Consider the following 15,917-nt stretch of genomic DNA (forward strand, 5'->3'; position numbering starts at 1 on the left):
CTCTAGCCCTTGTTCTATTTGCTCTGATAGCTACCAAAAAGATAGCGCTACAGGGCGAAAATCAAGCAGCCAGCTTGGCCTTGACTTGCTCCACGATACCGGCAAAAGCCGCCATGTCGTGAATGGCGATATCGGACAGAACCTTGCGGTCGATCTCGATATTGGCCTTCTTCAGACCGTTGGCAAACTGGCTGTATGTCAGGCCGCATTGACGGGCTGCCGCGTTGATACGGGCAATCCACAACTGACGGAAGACACGCTTCTTGGTACGGCGGTCACGGTAGGCATATTGCCCAGCCTTCATTACCGCTTCTTTGGCGATACGGAAGACATTACCGCGGCGACCGCGGAAACCTTTTGCAAGGGCCAGAACTTTTTTATGGCGGGCGCGAGCCGTTACACCACGTTTGACGCGAGGCATGTGATTACTCCTTGTTCGTCGTTAATTAAATACCACGGCCTGGCAACATCTGCGCCATACGACCCATATCGGTCACATGAACTGCAGTGGAGCCGCGCAAATGGCGTTTATTTTTGGTGGTCTTCTTGGTCAAGATGTGACGTTTGAAGGCTTGACCGCGTTTAACGGTGCCACCTGGACGGACGCGGAAGCGTTTCTTCGCCGCGCTTTTGGTCTTCATTTTGGGCATGCTAATGCTCCTTTTACTTTGTGCTCGTGAGGCGTCTGGAAACGGTTTCCAGCCTTGTTGGCCCCGAGTCACTTCTCAGGCAATGCCTTTCGGCGCTGCCTAGTCAGAGGGTTTTCACCTTCTGATTCTGTGGCTGGCCGGCAAAAACCGGACAGCACCCATTTTCTCTATGTCGCCGCTGTTGTCGCCGCAGCCTCTGAAGCCGCTTTAACGTTGGGCTTTTTCTTACCGGGCGCGATCATCATGATCATTTGACGCCCTTCGAGCTTGGGAAACTGCTCCACCACAATCAAATCAGCCAAATCAGTACGAATACGGTTCAACAAGGCCATTCCGAGTTCCTGGTGCGTGATTTCACGTCCCCGAAAGCGCAGCGTAATCTTGCATTTGTCGCCTTCGGCCAGGAAGCGCTTGATGTTGCGCATCTTGATGTTGTAATCGCCATCATCCGTTCCCGGGCGGAACTTGATTTCCTTGATTTCAATGACCGTCTGCTTGGCCTTTGCTTCCGCAGCCTTCTTTTGTTCCTGGTACTTGAACTTGCCGTAGTCCATCAAACGACAGACCGGCGGGTTCGCCGTAGCAGCAATTTCAACCAGATCCACGTCCAACTCGCCTGCCATGCGCAGGGCCTCCATGAGGCTCACGACGCCCAAAGGCTCGTTTTCCTGGCCAGAGAGGCGAACCTCGGGTGCCATAATTTCACGGTTGAGGCGGTGTTTGCGTTCTTCGCGGTGACGACGGTCACGAAATTCAGTAGCGATGGCTCAATCCTTCACAATATCTTTGCTACAAAAACTGTAGCGGTTGCTCCACAGCGCACGCGAACAAAGCAACGTTTCCTCATGGATACAACCGGGGGTCATTCCTTAGAGAGCTGACTTGCTGGCAATGTCGCCCAGAACCTTTTGTACAAAGGTATCAAGGGGCATTGCTCCGAGGTCTTGACCACCCCGGGCGCGCACTGCAACAGCGCCTGCTGCCATTTCCTTGTCGCCAATAACGACCAAGTACGGCAGCTTCTGCATCGAATGCTCGCGTATTTTATACGTAATTTTTTCGTTACGCAGGTCTAAATTGACCCTAAGCCCTTGATTTTGCAACGTTTTGGCTACGGTTTTGGCATATTCTGCCTGTGCATCCGTAATATTGAGCACCGCAATTTGCACGGGCGCAAGCCACGCCGGCAATGCACCAGCACTCTCTTCAATGAGAATTCCGATGAATCGCTCCAGGCTACCGACAATGGCGCGGTGCAACATCACCGGGCGGTGGCGGGCGCCATCTTCACCCACATACTCGGCATCCAGTCTCTCCGGCATGGAAAAATCGACCTGGATGGTGCCGCACTGCCATTGACGCCCGATGGCGTCTTTCAGCGTGTATTCAATCTTGGGGCCATAAAAAGCGCCCTCACCCGGGGAAATCTCATAGGCACAACCGGAAGCCTTCAGGCTTTCAATCAACGCGGCCTCCGCCTTGTCCCAGCTTTCATCAGAGCCGATGCGTTGCTCTGGGCGGGTCGCGACCTTGTAAATGATGTTTTTAAAACCAAAGTCGGTGTAGACCTTCTGCAGCAAGGCGGTGTAGTCCACGCACTCTTTCAGAATCTGCTCTTCAGTACAGAAGATATGGCCATCGTCTTGTGTGAATCCACGCACGCGCATGATTCCATGCAAGCCGCCTGAAGGCTCGTTGCGGTGGCAGTTGCCGAACTCACCGTACCGCAAGGGCAAGTCGCGATAGCTCTTGATGCCCTGCTTGAAAATGAGGATGTGCCCCGGACAGTTCATCGGTTTGAGTGCATATTCGCGCTTCTCCGACTCCGTGATAAACATGTTCTCCCGGTATTTGTCCCAATGCCCTGTCTTCTCCCACAAGCCCTTGTCGATGATCTGTGGGCCTTTGACTTCCTGGTAGCCGTTGTCCTGGTACACCTTGCGCATGTACTGCTCCACACCCTGCCACAGCGTCCAACCCTTGGGGTGCCAGAACACCAGACCGGGGGCGTGCTCGTCAATGTGAAATAAATCTAGTTCGCGGCCAAGCTTGCGGTGGTCGCGCTTTTCGGCCTCTTCCAGCATCGTCAAATGCTGCTGCAGCTCGTCTTTCGTGGCCCACGCCGTGCCGTAGATACGCTGCAACATTTCGTTTCTATGGTCGCCACGCCAGTAGGCACCAGCCAGCTTCATGAGCTTGAAATGTTTGAGCTTGCCGGTGCTCGGCACGTGGGGACCACGACACAAATCTTCGAACTTACCTTCACGGTACAGAGATACGTCCTGATCCGCGGGAATGCTTTCGATGATCTCTGCCTTGTAGTGCTCACCCAGGCTCTTGAAATAGGCCACGGCTTCATCGCGCGGCAATACGCGGCGCGTCACCGGCTCATCCAACGCGGCCAGTGCCGTCATCTTCTTCTCTATCGCCAGCAAGTCTTCGGGCGTGAACGGGCGCTTGTACGAGAAGTCGTAAAAGAAACCGTTCTCAATGACCGGGCCGATAGTGACCTGCGCATCCGGAAACAGCTCCTTGACGGCATAGGCCAGCAAGTGGGCCGTGGAATGGCGAATCACCTCCAGGCCATCGGCGTCTTTGGCCGTGATGATGGACAGTGCGCAGTTGGTCGTCATCTGGAAACTGGTATCCACCACTTTGCCCGAGCCAGCAGGCTCACCGTCGCCTCGGACCTTGCCGGCTAAAGCTGCCTTGGCCAGGCCAGCACCAATGGAGGCAGCCACTTCGGCCACAGTGACCGGACCTGGATATTCGCGTTGGGAGCCGTCGGGAAGCGTGATCTGAATCATGGTTTACACAAGAAAATAAAAAAGCGCGGACACGCCGCGCTTTGAAACGGGAAGCCGAAAGAGACCGATTTTACGCTCTGCCGGCCTCGCTAGCTGCTTAGTGGAACTGCTCTTCTTCTGTAGAGCCGGTCAGGGCCTTCACAGAGGAAGTGCCACCTTGGATTACGGTGGTTACGTCGTCAAAGTAGCCCACACCCACTTCTTGCTGGTGCGACACAAAGGTGTAACCCTTGTCGCGTGCTGCAAATTCTGGCTCTTGCACCATTTCGGTGTAGTGCTTCATGCCTTCGCCTTGAGCGTATGCATGGGCAAACTGGAAGGTGTTGAACCAGTTGATGTGGATACCGGCCAAAGTGATGAACTGGTACTTGTAGCCCAACGCGGACAGGTCGTCCTGGAAAGACGCGATCTGCTTGTCGTTGAGATTCTTCTTCCAGTTGAAAGAAGGTGAGCAGTTGTATGACAACAGCTTGCCTGGGCAAGCGGCCAACACGGCTTGTGCGAATTCGCGGGCAAAGCCGATGTCTGGCACGCCAGTTTCGCACCACACCAAGTCGGCGTAAGGAGCGTAAGCCACGCCACGGCTGATGGACTGCTCCAGACCGTTCTTGACGCGGTAGAAGCCTTCTTGGGTGCGCTCGCCGGTGATGAAAGGCTTGTCGTTGGCGTCGTAGTCGCTGGTGATCAGGTTAGCGGCTTCGGCATCGGTACGGGCCAGGATCAGGGTAGATACACCCATGGTATCTGCTGCGAAACGCGCAGAGATCAGCTTCTCAATCGCTTCACGGGTCGGAACCAGAACCTTGCCGCCCATGTGGCCGCATTTCTTCACAGCAGCCAATTGGTCTTCAAAGTGCACGCCAGCAGCGCCGGATGCAATCATGTTCTTCATCAGTTCGAAGGCGTTCAACACACCGCCGAAACCGGCTTCTGCGTCAGCAACGATAGGCAGGAAGAAGTCGATATATTCCTTGTCACCGGGATTGACGCCACGACCCCACTGGATTTCATCCGCACGCTTGAATGTGTTGTTGATACGGCGCACCATGGTGGGCACGGAATCGTATGCGTACAGCGACTGGTCTGGGTACATGGTCTCGGAGGTGTTGCCGTCAGCGGCAACTTGCCAGCCCGACAGGTACACGGCTTCAAGGCCTGCCTTGGCTTGCTGCATGGCCTGGCCCGCTGAGATGGCGCCGAATGCGTTGACATAGCCCTTCTTGGCACCGCCGTTGACTTTGTCCCACAACTTTTCTGCACCACGCTTGGCAAGCGTGTGCTCGATGTTCACGCTACCGCGCAGACGAACGACGTCGGCTGCTGAATAGCCGCGCTTGACACCTTTCCAACGGGGATTGGTGGCCCAGTCTTTTTCAAGGGCAGCAATTTGTTGTTCGCGGGTCTGGTTAGTCATGGAATCACTCCGTCTTAGTTAAGAAAATTCGGCGCTTGAAGGAGCTTCACATTTCATTCAAGCTGGCTCTATTCTAGTCTTATATAAGACCAAATTTGTATCTTATGTCTTATATAAGACATAAATATTTTCTCAACTGAATCAATGACTTAGAAGTGCTATTTCACAAAATGAAATCGTCTCTTTCCTTGTGAGAGCCAAGTTGCCAGTCTAGGCTGATTTGCATCACCGAAATCAGCGTGGTGCACTCTCTATCCGGGCAGCAGCGGAAATTTCACGTTCCCGTCTACGGGTCTTACGCGCTACCCACACGCTGTAGCTAATGATGGCCACGGTCACCGTGGAGATCAACAGAGTGGCTGCCGCATAGATGGTGGGGTTGATGCCGCGGCGCGCATAACCAAAGATGACCTGCGGCAGGGTGCTGACACCCGGGCCCGACAAGAACTCTGAAATCACCACATCGTCAAACGACAAAGTGAATGAAAGCAAAAAAGCCGCCAAAATGCCTTGCGCAATGTTGGGCAGGGTTACCAGAAAAAACACTTCGTGCGGTTTGGCTCCAAGGTCCATGGCCGCCTCTTCCAACGCGCGGTCCACCTCCAGCAGGCGCGACTGCACCACCACCATGCCATAGGCCATGCCCAGCAGCGTATGCCCCATGATGATGGTCAACTTGCCGCGCTCCGGCCAACCGAACAGGTTTTGCGCCCCCACCATGAGCAGCAGCAAAGACAGACCGATCACCACTTCCGGCATGACCAGCGGTGCATTCACCATGCCGGAAAACACGGTGCGCCCCAGGAAACGCCGGTAACGCACCAGCACGAAGGCAGCAAAGGTGCCGAGCACGGCGGACAGCACCCCCGTAACCGTAGCCACCTGAACGGATAGCCAAAAGCCGTCGACGATCTTGGTGTCGCGCATCAGCGCCTCGTACCAGCGCAGAGAAAAACCTGTGAAGTTGGCGTCTTGACGGGTGCTGTTGAACGAAAACACCACCATGAATATCAACGGCAGGTACAGGAACAGGTACACCAAGGCCATCCAGCCTTTGCCAAAATGCGTTTCAAGCCAGATTTTCATTGCCACAGCCTCATGCCTTGCCGGACGCGTCCTGGTCGTCACCGGTGTAGTGGTAGTAAACCGCCAGAGGCACGATTATGAGTGCAATCATCACCACCGCCAGCGCAGTTGCCCGGGGCCAGTTGTTGCTGGTGAACATCTCATCCCAGACCACGCGGCCAATCATGATGTTCTCGGGCCCGCCCAGCAATGAAGGAATCACGAACTCCCCCACTGCAGGAATGAATACCAGCATGAAGCCGGCCACAATGCCGGCCTTGGACAGGGGAACCGTCACCAACCAGAATGCCTTGAACGGCGTGGTGCCCAGGTCATAGGCGGCCTCCAGCAGACGTACATTCAACTTGACCAGGTTGGCATACAGCGGCAGCACCATGAAAGGCAGGTACACATAGGTCATGCCAACCAGCATGGAGACGTTGGTATAGAGCATCTGGATGGGTTCACTGGTCAAACCGACAAACATCAGCATCTGGTTGACCACACCCTGGTCGGCCAGGATGCCCTTCCACGCATAGACCCGCAGCAGAAACGAGGTCCAGAACGGCAGCATCACCATCATGAGCAACGCCGGCCGTGCGCTGGGCGACGAACGGGCAATGAAATAGGCAAAGGGGTATCCAATCACCAGGCACAGCACAGCGGTACACAGCGCATACCAGATGGAACGCAAATACGCTTCAATGTAGATGGTTTGAAACAACAAACCGTCTTCGGAACTGCGGAAAATGGAACCGTAGTTTTCGTACTTCAGCTTGAGCAGGCCAGTGGAGCTGTCCCAGATAGGTTTAAAGGGATGTATGTCGCCCGCCATGTCCACGAAGCTGATGTAGAGCAGGATGAGAAAGGGCAACAAAAAAAACAGCACCAGCCAGGCATAGGGCACCGCAATGACAAAACGGCGCCCGGGTATGGGAATGGACAGTTGGGTCATGGCGTTGTACGTTAACCGCGCAACACAACGGCCGAGCGGTCGCCCCACCAGAAGTACACATCATCTTCCCAAGTGATGTTGCTGAGTTCCTGGTGCGAAGTGTTGGCCTCAGTGATCTTCACCCGGGAGCCGTCGGTAGCCAACACGATGAAGCTGTTGTACGAGCCAAAGTACGCGATTTCCTTGACCTTGCCCGTGAACAGGTTCGCAGCCACGTTCGGACGCACTTTGCTAATTTGGATTTTTTCCGGGCGCACGGCAATACCCACCGGCATATTCAGCGTGCCGCTCACACCATGGCCAACCCGAATCTCGCCAATGCCCGTCACTGCGGCGCAATGGTCGTGCTCATCCACGCTCAAACGGCCTTCGAAAATATTAACGTTGCCAATGAAGTCCGCCACAAAACGGTTGGCAGGGTGTTCATACACCTCTTCGGGCGTACCCACCTGCAACACCCGCCCCTTGCTCATAACGGCAATGCGGCTGGCCATCGTCATGGCCTCTTCCTGGTCGTGCGTCACCATCACACAGGTCACACCCACCTTTTCGATGATGTTTACCAGCTCAAACTGCGTCTGTTCACGCAGTTTCTTGTCCAGCGCACCCAGGGGTTCGTCCAGCAGCAGCAACTTGGGCCGCTTGGCCAGGCTACGCGCCAACGCTACGCGCTGCTGTTGTCCACCCGACAACTGGTGGGGCTTGCGCTTGGCATAGGCGCCCAGTTGCACCAAATCCAGCATCTCGCCAACACGTTGGCGGATTTCGTCCTTGGGCAAACCTTCGCGCTTCAAACCAAAGGCCACGTTCTCCCAAATGTCCAAATGGGGAAACAAGGCATAACTCTGGAACATCATGTTGATCGGGCGCTTGTAGGGTGGAAACTTGGCTATATCCTGCCCGCCCAGCAAAATGCGCCCCGAGGTGGGCGCCTCAAAACCCGCCAACATACGCAGCAAAGTTGACTTGCCACAACCCGAGCTACCCAACAGGGCAAAAATTTCGCCCTGCCGGATGGAAAGCGATACCTCGTCCACCGCCAGCGCCTCGTCAAAGCGTTTGACCAGTTTTTCGGTCACCAGGTATCCGGCGTTATCCGCGTGTGCGCTCATCAAAAGATTCCCGTTAAAAACTGGGCCAGCAAAAAGGGCTGTTGATACACGGTGTACAAACAACCCATGGGGGTCATCACCTTCCGGGCTTACTTGCCCTTTTTGAAGGCGTTGTAAGCGTTGGCCAACGCTGCTCGGGCCTCACTGGTGAAACTGCTGGGCGGCACCATCTTGGCCATGTAATCAGGATCCACGAAGATGGTCTTGTTGCTGGCGATTTCAGGTTTTACCTCGTCCATGGCATTCTTGTTGCCGGTGTTGTAGGTCATTTCGTTGGCCATTCTGGCGGCGTTCTCGGGTCGCAGGTAGAAATCAATGAACGCATACGCATTGTTAGGGTGCTTGGCGTCCTTGGTCAGCGCGATCGAGTCAATGAAAATCAATGCGCCAGTGCTTGGCAGCAATGCCTCAATCACGTCTTTGGAGCCATTCTCTTTTGCACGCCCCGCTGCGATGTTGATGTCGCCACCCCAACCGATGGCTGCGCAAGCTTTGCCACCGGCAATGTCATCAATCATGGTGGAGCTGAACATGCGCACGTCTTTGCGCACTTTGGCCAACATGGCGGCAGCGGCCTTGTAGTCTTCCACGTTGTTTGAATAAGCGTCTTTGCCAATGTAGTGCAGGGCAGCAGGCAAAATTTCGGTCGGCGAGTCCAAAAAGGCAATACCGCAGGATTTCAGCTTGGCTGTGTACTGGGGGTCGAAAACCAGATCCCAGGCGTTTTCAGGCAGGGGCATGCCTGCCAGAGCTTTCTCAACCTTGGTCTTGTTGATGCCTACGGTAGTGAAGCTCCACCCCCACGGCAATAGGTACTTGTTGCCCGGGTCGGCCTTGGTCATGGTGGCCATCAATGCGGGGTCCAGGTTGGCGAGGTTCTTGATCCTGGCTTTGTCCAGTGGCTGCAGCAAGCCGCCTTCAATTTGTGACTTGGCAAATACCGTCCCGGGAACCACGATGTCGTAGCCCGTGTTGCCGGCAACCAGTTTGGCTTGCAGCGCTTCGTTGGTCTCGAAGGTGTCGTAGTTGACCTTGATGCCCGATTCCTTCTCGAAGGCCGCAACCATTCCTTCAGGGATGTAGTCGGGCCAGTTGTAAATATTGAGCACCTTTTCTTCGGTATTCACCGCAGCGGCCGGCGCGGCGGCTACTGGTGCAGGCGCGGGTGCCGCTACCACGGGTTCCTCTTTCTTGCCGCAGGCGGCCAGCATGGCCGCCGAAGCAGCCAGAACCAATGCGAGTTTTTTCATGTTGTTTGACATTCCAGATACCAGGTAACAAAACCGACGAGACACTTGCCCAAGACTGGCATTAGCGAATTCCGCGAGCGAGAAAATATCCGGGCCCGTAACGACGCACCGTTGAATTTCCCGGGTATTCTATTCAAACTGGTCGGTCGGGTGCCGCTCTGCCAGCGCGTAATCAAAAGCCCAGGCTGTTCACTATAAAAGACGCATCGCTGTCCCACAGCGGCAAGCCATTGTGCTCTGGCATGATGCGTGGCTAATGACCCAGCCCATCACACAAAACTCCCCCACCAACCGCTGGCTGGCCTATTGCTTTTTGGCTCTGAGCATGTCGCTGGTGGGCAGCTATGTGGCACTGTCCAAGCCACTGGTGGCTGCACTGGGGGTATTCCTGCTGGCCTGGTTGCGGTTTGGTATTGGCGGATTGGCCATTGCACACTGGCTCAAGCGCCCCGCAAATGAACCTGCCATGACGCCGTCCACCAAGCGGTTGATGTTTTTGGAATCTTTCCTCGGCAATTTTTTGTTTTCTATCGCCATGCTGTTTGGCGTGAGCATGACCAGCGCTGTGTCGGCTGGCGTCATCATGGCGTCCATCCCTGCGGCTGTGGCCCTCATGAGCTGGGCCTTCCTCAAAGAGCACATCGGACTGCGCACCTGGGGCGCGGTAGCCTGTAGCGCACTCGGCATCGGTTTGATTGCGCTATCAAAAAGTGAGCTTCCTACGCAGTCTTCTGGAGGGCTAGAGACCCATTCGGCTCTTAGCAATCCACTGCTGGGCAATCTGCTGATTTTTGTGGCCGTGCTGTGCGAGGCCGCCTATGCCGTTATCGGCAAGAAACTGACCGGCGCACTGTCTCCCAAACGCATTACCGCGCTCATTAACCTGTGGGGCTTTGTGCTGATGACACCCATGGGGTTATATGCGGCGTGGAAGTTTGACTTTTCCGCAGTCACGCTCGGCTCATGGGCGTTGTTGTTGTTCTACGCGCTAGCGGCCAGTGTCTGGACCGTGTGGTTGTGGATGACGGGCTTGAAATCGATCCCCGCTGCCCGTGCCGGGGTCTTTACCGTCATGCTGCCCGTCTCAGCCGCGCTGGTAGGCGTCTTGGCTCTGGGTGAAAGCCTGGGTGGCCTGCAGTTGTTGGCCTTTGCCATCGCCCTGGCCGGTGTGCTGCTTGCCACCCTGCCTAGTGGCAAGACCACTCCGCCAGCGCCTTAAACCAGCGCTTTGTCGGAAACCACGATGCCATCCTCGTCTGCATAGAGCCAATCACCAGGCCGCACCCACACGCCCTGTATTTGTACGGCCACATCGGCCTGCCCCTGGTTGCGCTTCTCCGTGGGCATTGGTATGGCTGCCAGAGCGCGAATGCCCACGACCTGCTGTGCCAGCTCAGCCGTGTCACGCACACAACCATCGATCACCACACCAGCCCAACCATTGCGGGCTGCGGCGGCCCCCAGGTTTCCGCCCAGCAGCGCTTTGCGCAAAGAGGCGCCGCCATCGACCACCAGGACTTTGGCCACGCGACCTTCGGCGGTTTCGATGTACCCAACGGAATCCACCGCAGCCTTCACCAACGTGTTGTCCTCAAAACACCTGACAGTGACCACCGGGCCCGCAAATTTTTTAACCCCACCGAAGTCCCGAAACACCGGGGGTAACACCCGAAAGTCCCCACTGAAATCACTTTTGTGGGCATCACACAAATCACAGCTTGCAAACTCTTGGGCCATCGCTTGTCACTCCTTTTCCATGAATGTGCCTATTCTCCAATGGAAAAAACAACATTTCCCTATGAAAAAACCATTTTTTCGCTGGATAGGGGGCTTTTTCTCCAGTAGCATCCGGGTACCAGCGAAGAAGCAGTTTTTTACTGGTGATTAATCAACTTCAAGAAGGACAATCAATCATGGCAACTGCAAAGAAAGCTCCGGCAAAAAAAGCAGCACCTGCAAAGGCAGCTGCACCGGCAAAGAAGGCTGCTCCCGCGAAAAAGGCTGCAGCTCCCGCGAAAAAGGTAGCCGCCAAGGCACCTGCAAAGAAGGCCGCTCCTGCAAAGAAGGCCGCTCCTGCAAAAAAAGTCGCTGCGAAAAAGGCTCCCGCCAAGAAGCGCACCGTCAACGCTGCTTTCATGAAGGCACTGACGCCCAGCGCGGCATTGGCTTCCATCGTCGGCAACAGCCCACTGCCCCGCACCGAAGTGGTGAAGCAACTGTGGATTTACATCAAGAAGCACAAACTGCAAGACGCCGTCAACAAGCGCATGATCAATGCGGACGCCAAGCTGAAGGAAGTATTCGGCAAGATGCAAGTGTCCATGTTCGAGATGGCTGGCCTGATCGGCAAGCACCTCAAATAATCGGCTCATTTGCCATTTTCCAAAAAGGCCGACGCGTTCGGCCTTTTTTTATGCAAATCGCGGTGTTGAACGACGCTCGGTTGAATCCCCTCAACTAAGTAGAAACCCCTGTTTCGCAAGCAAATTCTGGTGATTTTGCGGCGTTAGAATGCGGGGCCTTTTGCGCCAGTACGGTGCAATTCTTCAGTTCAACATCCCCACCCAACCAACCCATGCTGCGCTTTTTGTTCACGCGCTTGAGCCTGATCATTCCGACCTTTTTCGGCATGACGCTGTTGGCGTTTTTTCTTATCCGCCTGGTTCCTGGCGACCCCATTGAAACGTTGGCCGGCGAGCGTGGTATTGATGCCGCCCGCCATGCCGCACTGCTCACAGAATATGGCCTGGACAAGCCCGTTTTGGTGCAATACGGCATCTACATTGGCAAGGTTCTGCATGGTGATCTGGGCAAATCCATCATCACGCAAGCCCCGGTACTCAGTGAGTTCAGTTCACTGTTTCCGGCCACCATTGAGTTGGCCGTATGCGCGATTCTGTTTGCACTGATCATCGGTATTCCGGCAGGAATCATCGCCGCAGTCAAACGCAATTCGATACTGGACCACGGGGTCATGGGGGTTTCGCTCACTGGCTACTCCATGCCTATCTTCTGGTGGGGCCTGTTGCTCATTCTGCTGTTCTCGGTGCAACTCGACCTGACGCCGGTATCCGGCCGTATTGCCGTGCAGTACTTCATCGAACCGGTGACGGGGTTCCTGCTGATCGACACGTTGCTGGCACATGACACCGGCGCCTTCTGGTCGGCGGCCTCCCACTTGATTCTTCCCATGATTGTTTTAGGCACCAACCCGTTGGCGGTGATTGCGCGCATGACCCGCTCGGCCATGTTGGAGGTGCTGGGTGAAGACTACATCCGCACCGCGCGGGCCAAAGGGCTGTCGGGCTTTCGCATCGTGGCCATACACGCCCTGCGCAATGCGCTGATCCCGGTAATCACTGTCATCGGCCTGCAAGTGGGCGTGCTATTCACTGGCGCCATACTGACCGAAACCATTTTTTCCTGGCCCGGCGTTGGCAAGTGGCTGATTGAAGCGATAAGCCGGCGAGATTACCCGGTCTTGCAGGGCGGCATGCTACTGCTGGGCGCCGTGGTCATGGCTGTCAACCTGCTGGTGGACCTGGCCTATGGAATCATCAACCCGCGCATCAGGCACCAGAAATGAGCAGTACCACCGCCATCGAATCGCCCACCTCAGCGGCGCCGTTGCACCCGCTGAAAGACTTTTGGCGCTACTTCAGCGCCAGCCGTGGCGCCGTGTTGGGTCTGTTCATCGTGATCACGGTCCTGCTGCTGGCTGCATTTGCGCCCGTCATCGCCCCCTACAACCCGGACTTGACCGACACCACCGTATCGCTGGTCCCGCCCGCTTGGCAGGCAGGTGGCTCCAGTGCACACTGGTTGGGCACCGACGCCATCGGGCGCGACATCCTCTCACGTCTGATCCACGGTGCACGTCTGTCATTGACCATCGGCGTTGCCGTGGTCGCCATTTCGGTGGTCATTGGTACGGTGTTAGGCCTCTTGGCCGGTTACTTCCGCGGTGTGTTTGAAATTGCCGTGATGCGCTTGATGGACATCATCCTGACATTGCCCAGCCTGTTGCTGGCCATCGTCATCGTTGCCATTCTTGGGCCGGGCCTGATGAACGCCATGCTGGCAGTGGCCATTGTGGTGCTGCCGCATTACGTACGCATCACGCGGGCAGCAGTCATTGCGGAAACCTCACGTGACTATGTCACCGCAGCACGCATGGGCGGTGCAGGCCACTGGCGCATCATGTTCAGCGAGGTGCTGCCCAACTGCACCGCCCCGTTGATCGTACAGGCGTCACTGGGTATTTCTTCCGCAATACTGGATGCAGCCGCCTTGGGTTTTTTAGGTCTGGGTGCACAACCGCCGTCACCCGAGTGGGGCACCATGCTGGCCGACGCTCGTGAATTCGTCCTGCGCGCCTGGTGGGTCGTAACCTTTCCGGGGCTGGCCATTCTCATCACGGTCCTGGCATTCAACCTTCTGGGCGACGGCCTGCGCGATGCGCTGGACCCCAAGCTAAAGCGCTAAACACCAGCTAATCAATAGCTAAACCATACGACAGCAGAACACTATGGCCTTGCTAGAAATTGAAAACCTGTCGGTGGAATTTCCATCGCACAACGCCACCATGCACGCAGTTGATGGCGTGAGCCTGTCGATTGACACCGGCGAGGTGCTAGGCATCGTGGGCGAATCCGGCTCAGGCAAAAGCGTCACCATGATGGCCCTGATGGGACTGGTCGCCTACCCCGGACGCGTCAAGGCAGACAAACTGCGCTTTGACGGAAACGATCTGCTCACGCTTTCTGCCCGGGAGCGCCGCCAACTCACGGGCAAAGATCTGTCCATGATTTTTCAGGACCCCACCACCAGCCTGAATCCCTGCTTCACCGTGGGCTTTCAGATGGCCGAGACACTCAAATTGCACATGGGTTTGAACAAGGCCGCGGCTCGCAAGCGTTCGATCGAATTGCTGGAACAGGTAGGTATCCCCGCGCCTGAGAGCCGCTTGAGCGCCTACCCGCACCAACTCTCCGGCGGCATGAGCCAGCGCGTGATGATTGCCATGGCCATTGCCTGCAACCCCAAGCTGCTGATCGCCGACGAGCCCACCACCGCGCTGGACGTAACCATCCAGGCCCAGATTCTGGACCTGCTGCGCAGCCTGCAAAAGGACCGGGGTATGGCTCTGGTGCTGATCACCCACAACATGGGCGTGGTCAGTGAAATGGCCGAGCGCGTGGCTGTTATGTACGCCGGCCAGATCATGGAAGAGCGAGGCTCCGACACCCTGTTCACGCAACCGCAACACCCCTACACCGAAGCCCTGATGGCCGCCCTGCCTGAGCGCAACGACGGACATTCGCGCCTGGCCACCATTCCCGGCATGGTGCCGGGCCTGTTTGACCGGCCCACAGGCTGCCTGTTTGCCCCGCGCTGCAGCTATGTCGATGACATCGAGTGTCAAAAACGCCCCGCACTGCGTGGTTGGAAAGACGGCACTGTGCGCTGCCACTTTCCCTTGGGAGTGACCCACCACCAGACCTCCACCCCAGAGGTATCCGCATGAGTCAAGCCGCCACCACCACGACCCCGCCCGCTGCACCCGGCACGACCGTTGTTCGTGCGGACAACCTGCGCCAGGTCTACACCATCAAAAAAGGGATGTTGCGCAAGCCCGATCAACTGCAAGCCGTCAGCGGTGTTTCGTTTTCTGTGCAGGCCGGCAAAACACTGGCTATTGTGGGCGAATCGGGCTGTGGCAAGTCCACTCTGGCCCGTATGGTCGCGCTGATCGAGTCCCCCTCTGCAGGCAGTCTTCAATTGGGCGGCATCGATGTGATGAATGCCTCGGCACACGACAAACGTGCCCTGCGCCAGAAAGTGCAACTGGTGTTTCAGAACCCCTATGGCTCACTCAACCCACGCAAGCGCATCGGCCAGATTCTGGAAGCACCGCTGGAGATCAACACCGACCTTAACGCCAACCAACGCGCGGAAAAGGCCCGCTCCATGCTGGCACTGGTTGGGTTGCGCCCCGAACATTACGACCGCTACCCCCACATGTTCTCCGGCGGTCAGCGCCAGCGCATTGCCATTGCGCGGGCGCTGATGCTCAACCCCGCGCTGGTTGTGGCTGACGAGCCTGTTTCGGCACTGGACGTTTCCATCCAGGCCCAGGTATTGAACCTGCTGGCCGACCTGCAGCGCGGCTTGGGGTTGGCCTACTTGTTCATTTCACACGACTTGGGCGTGGTGCGTCACATTGCCCATGACGTGCTGGTCATGTACCTGGGCCATACCGTGGAGCATGGCGAAAAGAACGTCATTTTCACCCGCCCCTTGCACCCCTACACACAGGCCCTGCTCGGCTCCACGCCCGGACTGGCCGGTAGCGGCCCAGCGCGCCAGCGTACGGTGCTCAAGGGCGAGCTGCCGTCTCCACTCAACCCGCCAGTGGGCTGCGTGTTTTCTATGCGCTGTCCGTACGCCACGGACCAGTGCCGTCGGGAGCGTCCACAACTGGAAGAACTGCACGGCCGCAAAGTAGCCTGTTTTGAAGCGGAACGCCTGTCAGCACCTTCTACAAAAGGTCAATAACCCGGGTAAGAACCCCAATACAAAACACGTTTGCTTCGCGTAATATGTCCGTTCGGTGATTCGGCCACAAGCCGGATTCTCATGTAGTGAGAGGGGCACCCGACGC

16 protein-coding genes are annotated in these 15,917 nt (G+C 56.5%); 6 read left to right on the forward strand and 10 right to left on the reverse strand.

Features of this window, described 5'->3' with window-relative positions; genetic code table 11:
• Window positions 1-61: 61 nt before the first annotated feature.
• The 9 genes from rplT to IPI80_RS10595 form a co-directional block, all read right to left on the reverse strand.
• On the reverse strand, window positions 62-421 hold the full coding sequence (rplT, locus tag IPI80_RS10555; protein ID WP_087494119.1) for a 50S ribosomal protein L20: 360 nt from the start codon (window positions 419-421) through the stop codon (window positions 62-64).
• Window positions 422-446: 25 nt separating this feature from the next.
• Window positions 447-650 (reverse strand): 50S ribosomal protein L35, encoded by a 204-nt coding sequence (gene rpmI, locus IPI80_RS10560; RefSeq protein ID WP_413859826.1) that lies wholly within the window; start codon window positions 648-650, stop codon window positions 447-449.
• A 167-nt stretch (window positions 651-817) separates the two neighbouring features.
• Window positions 818-1,414: a translation initiation factor IF-3 gene (infC, locus tag IPI80_RS10565; RefSeq protein WP_413860405.1), complete on the reverse strand. Its 597-nt coding sequence runs from the start codon at window positions 1,412-1,414 to the stop codon at window positions 818-820.
• Window positions 1,415-1,519: 105 nt separating this feature from the next.
• Window positions 1,520-3,457, reverse strand: coding sequence for a threonine--tRNA ligase (thrS, locus tag IPI80_RS10570; protein WP_413859828.1), 1,938 nt, complete (start codon window positions 3,455-3,457; stop codon window positions 1,520-1,522).
• A 97-nt stretch (window positions 3,458-3,554) separates the two neighbouring features.
• A complete protein-coding gene (aceA, locus tag IPI80_RS10575) occupies window positions 3,555-4,871 on the reverse strand; it encodes an isocitrate lyase (protein WP_413859830.1) in 1,317 nt (438 codons plus the stop codon).
• A gap of 234 nt (window positions 4,872-5,105) precedes the next feature.
• Window positions 5,106-5,957: an ABC transporter permease gene (locus tag IPI80_RS10580; RefSeq protein WP_413859832.1), complete on the reverse strand. Its 852-nt coding sequence runs from the start codon at window positions 5,955-5,957 to the stop codon at window positions 5,106-5,108.
• Between the two features lie 10 nt (window positions 5,958-5,967).
• Window positions 5,968-6,891: an ABC transporter permease gene (locus IPI80_RS10585; RefSeq protein ID WP_413859833.1), complete on the reverse strand. Its 924-nt coding sequence runs from the start codon at window positions 6,889-6,891 to the stop codon at window positions 5,968-5,970.
• An 11-nt stretch (window positions 6,892-6,902) separates the two neighbouring features.
• On the reverse strand, window positions 6,903-8,003 hold the full coding sequence (locus IPI80_RS10590; protein ID WP_413859834.1) for an ABC transporter ATP-binding protein: 1,101 nt from the start codon (window positions 8,001-8,003) through the stop codon (window positions 6,903-6,905).
• An 89-nt stretch (window positions 8,004-8,092) separates the two neighbouring features.
• Window positions 8,093-9,253 carry an extracellular solute-binding protein gene (locus tag IPI80_RS10595; protein ID WP_413859836.1) on the reverse strand — a complete coding sequence of 387 codons (1,161 nt, stop codon included), beginning with the start codon at window positions 9,251-9,253 and terminating at the stop codon, window positions 8,093-8,095.
• A gap of 256 nt (window positions 9,254-9,509) precedes the next feature.
• On the opposite strand from IPI80_RS10595, the gene IPI80_RS10600 reads away from it, so the two are divergent.
• Entirely contained in the window at window positions 9,510-10,472 is a 963-nt protein-coding gene (locus IPI80_RS10600; protein WP_413859838.1) for a DMT family transporter, read from the forward strand.
• Here the strand turns inward: IPI80_RS10600 and rraA are convergent.
• A complete protein-coding gene (gene rraA, locus IPI80_RS10605) occupies window positions 10,469-10,990 on the reverse strand; it encodes a ribonuclease E activity regulator RraA (protein ID WP_413859840.1) in 522 nt (173 codons plus the stop codon). The genes IPI80_RS10600 and rraA overlap by 4 nt on opposite strands.
• Window positions 10,991-11,166: 176 nt before the next feature.
• Between rraA and IPI80_RS10610 the strand changes: the two genes are divergently transcribed.
• The 5 genes from IPI80_RS10610 (at window position 11,167) to IPI80_RS10630 (ending at window position 15,811) form a co-directional block, all read left to right on the forward strand.
• Window positions 11,167-11,616 carry an SWIB/MDM2 domain-containing protein gene (locus IPI80_RS10610; RefSeq protein WP_413859842.1) on the forward strand — a complete coding sequence of 150 codons (450 nt, stop codon included), beginning with the start codon at window positions 11,167-11,169 and terminating at the stop codon, window positions 11,614-11,616.
• A gap of 212 nt (window positions 11,617-11,828) precedes the next feature.
• Entirely contained in the window at window positions 11,829-12,839 is a 1,011-nt protein-coding gene (locus IPI80_RS10615; protein ID WP_413859844.1) for an ABC transporter permease subunit, read from the forward strand.
• The gene (locus IPI80_RS10620) at window positions 12,836-13,738 is read left to right on the forward strand and encodes an ABC transporter permease subunit (RefSeq protein ID WP_413859846.1); all 903 of its coding nucleotides are present in this window, start codon (window positions 12,836-12,838) and stop codon (window positions 13,736-13,738) included. Before IPI80_RS10615 ends, IPI80_RS10620 begins: the two co-directional genes overlap by 4 nt.
• Window positions 13,739-13,781: 43 nt before the next feature.
• Window positions 13,782-14,780 carry an ABC transporter ATP-binding protein gene (locus IPI80_RS10625; RefSeq protein ID WP_413859848.1) on the forward strand — a complete coding sequence of 333 codons (999 nt, stop codon included), beginning with the start codon at window positions 13,782-13,784 and terminating at the stop codon, window positions 14,778-14,780.
• Window positions 14,777-15,811, forward strand: coding sequence for a dipeptide ABC transporter ATP-binding protein (locus IPI80_RS10630; RefSeq protein ID WP_413859850.1), 1,035 nt, complete (start codon window positions 14,777-14,779; stop codon window positions 15,809-15,811). Before IPI80_RS10625 ends, IPI80_RS10630 begins: the two co-directional genes overlap by 4 nt.
• Window positions 15,812-15,917: the final 106 nt, after the last annotated feature.

This window comes from Candidatus Aalborgicola defluviihabitans (genome assembly GCF_016705985.1).
In the GTDB taxonomy this organism is placed as follows: Bacteria; Pseudomonadota; Gammaproteobacteria; order Burkholderiales; family Burkholderiaceae_C; genus Allorhodoferax; species Allorhodoferax defluviihabitans.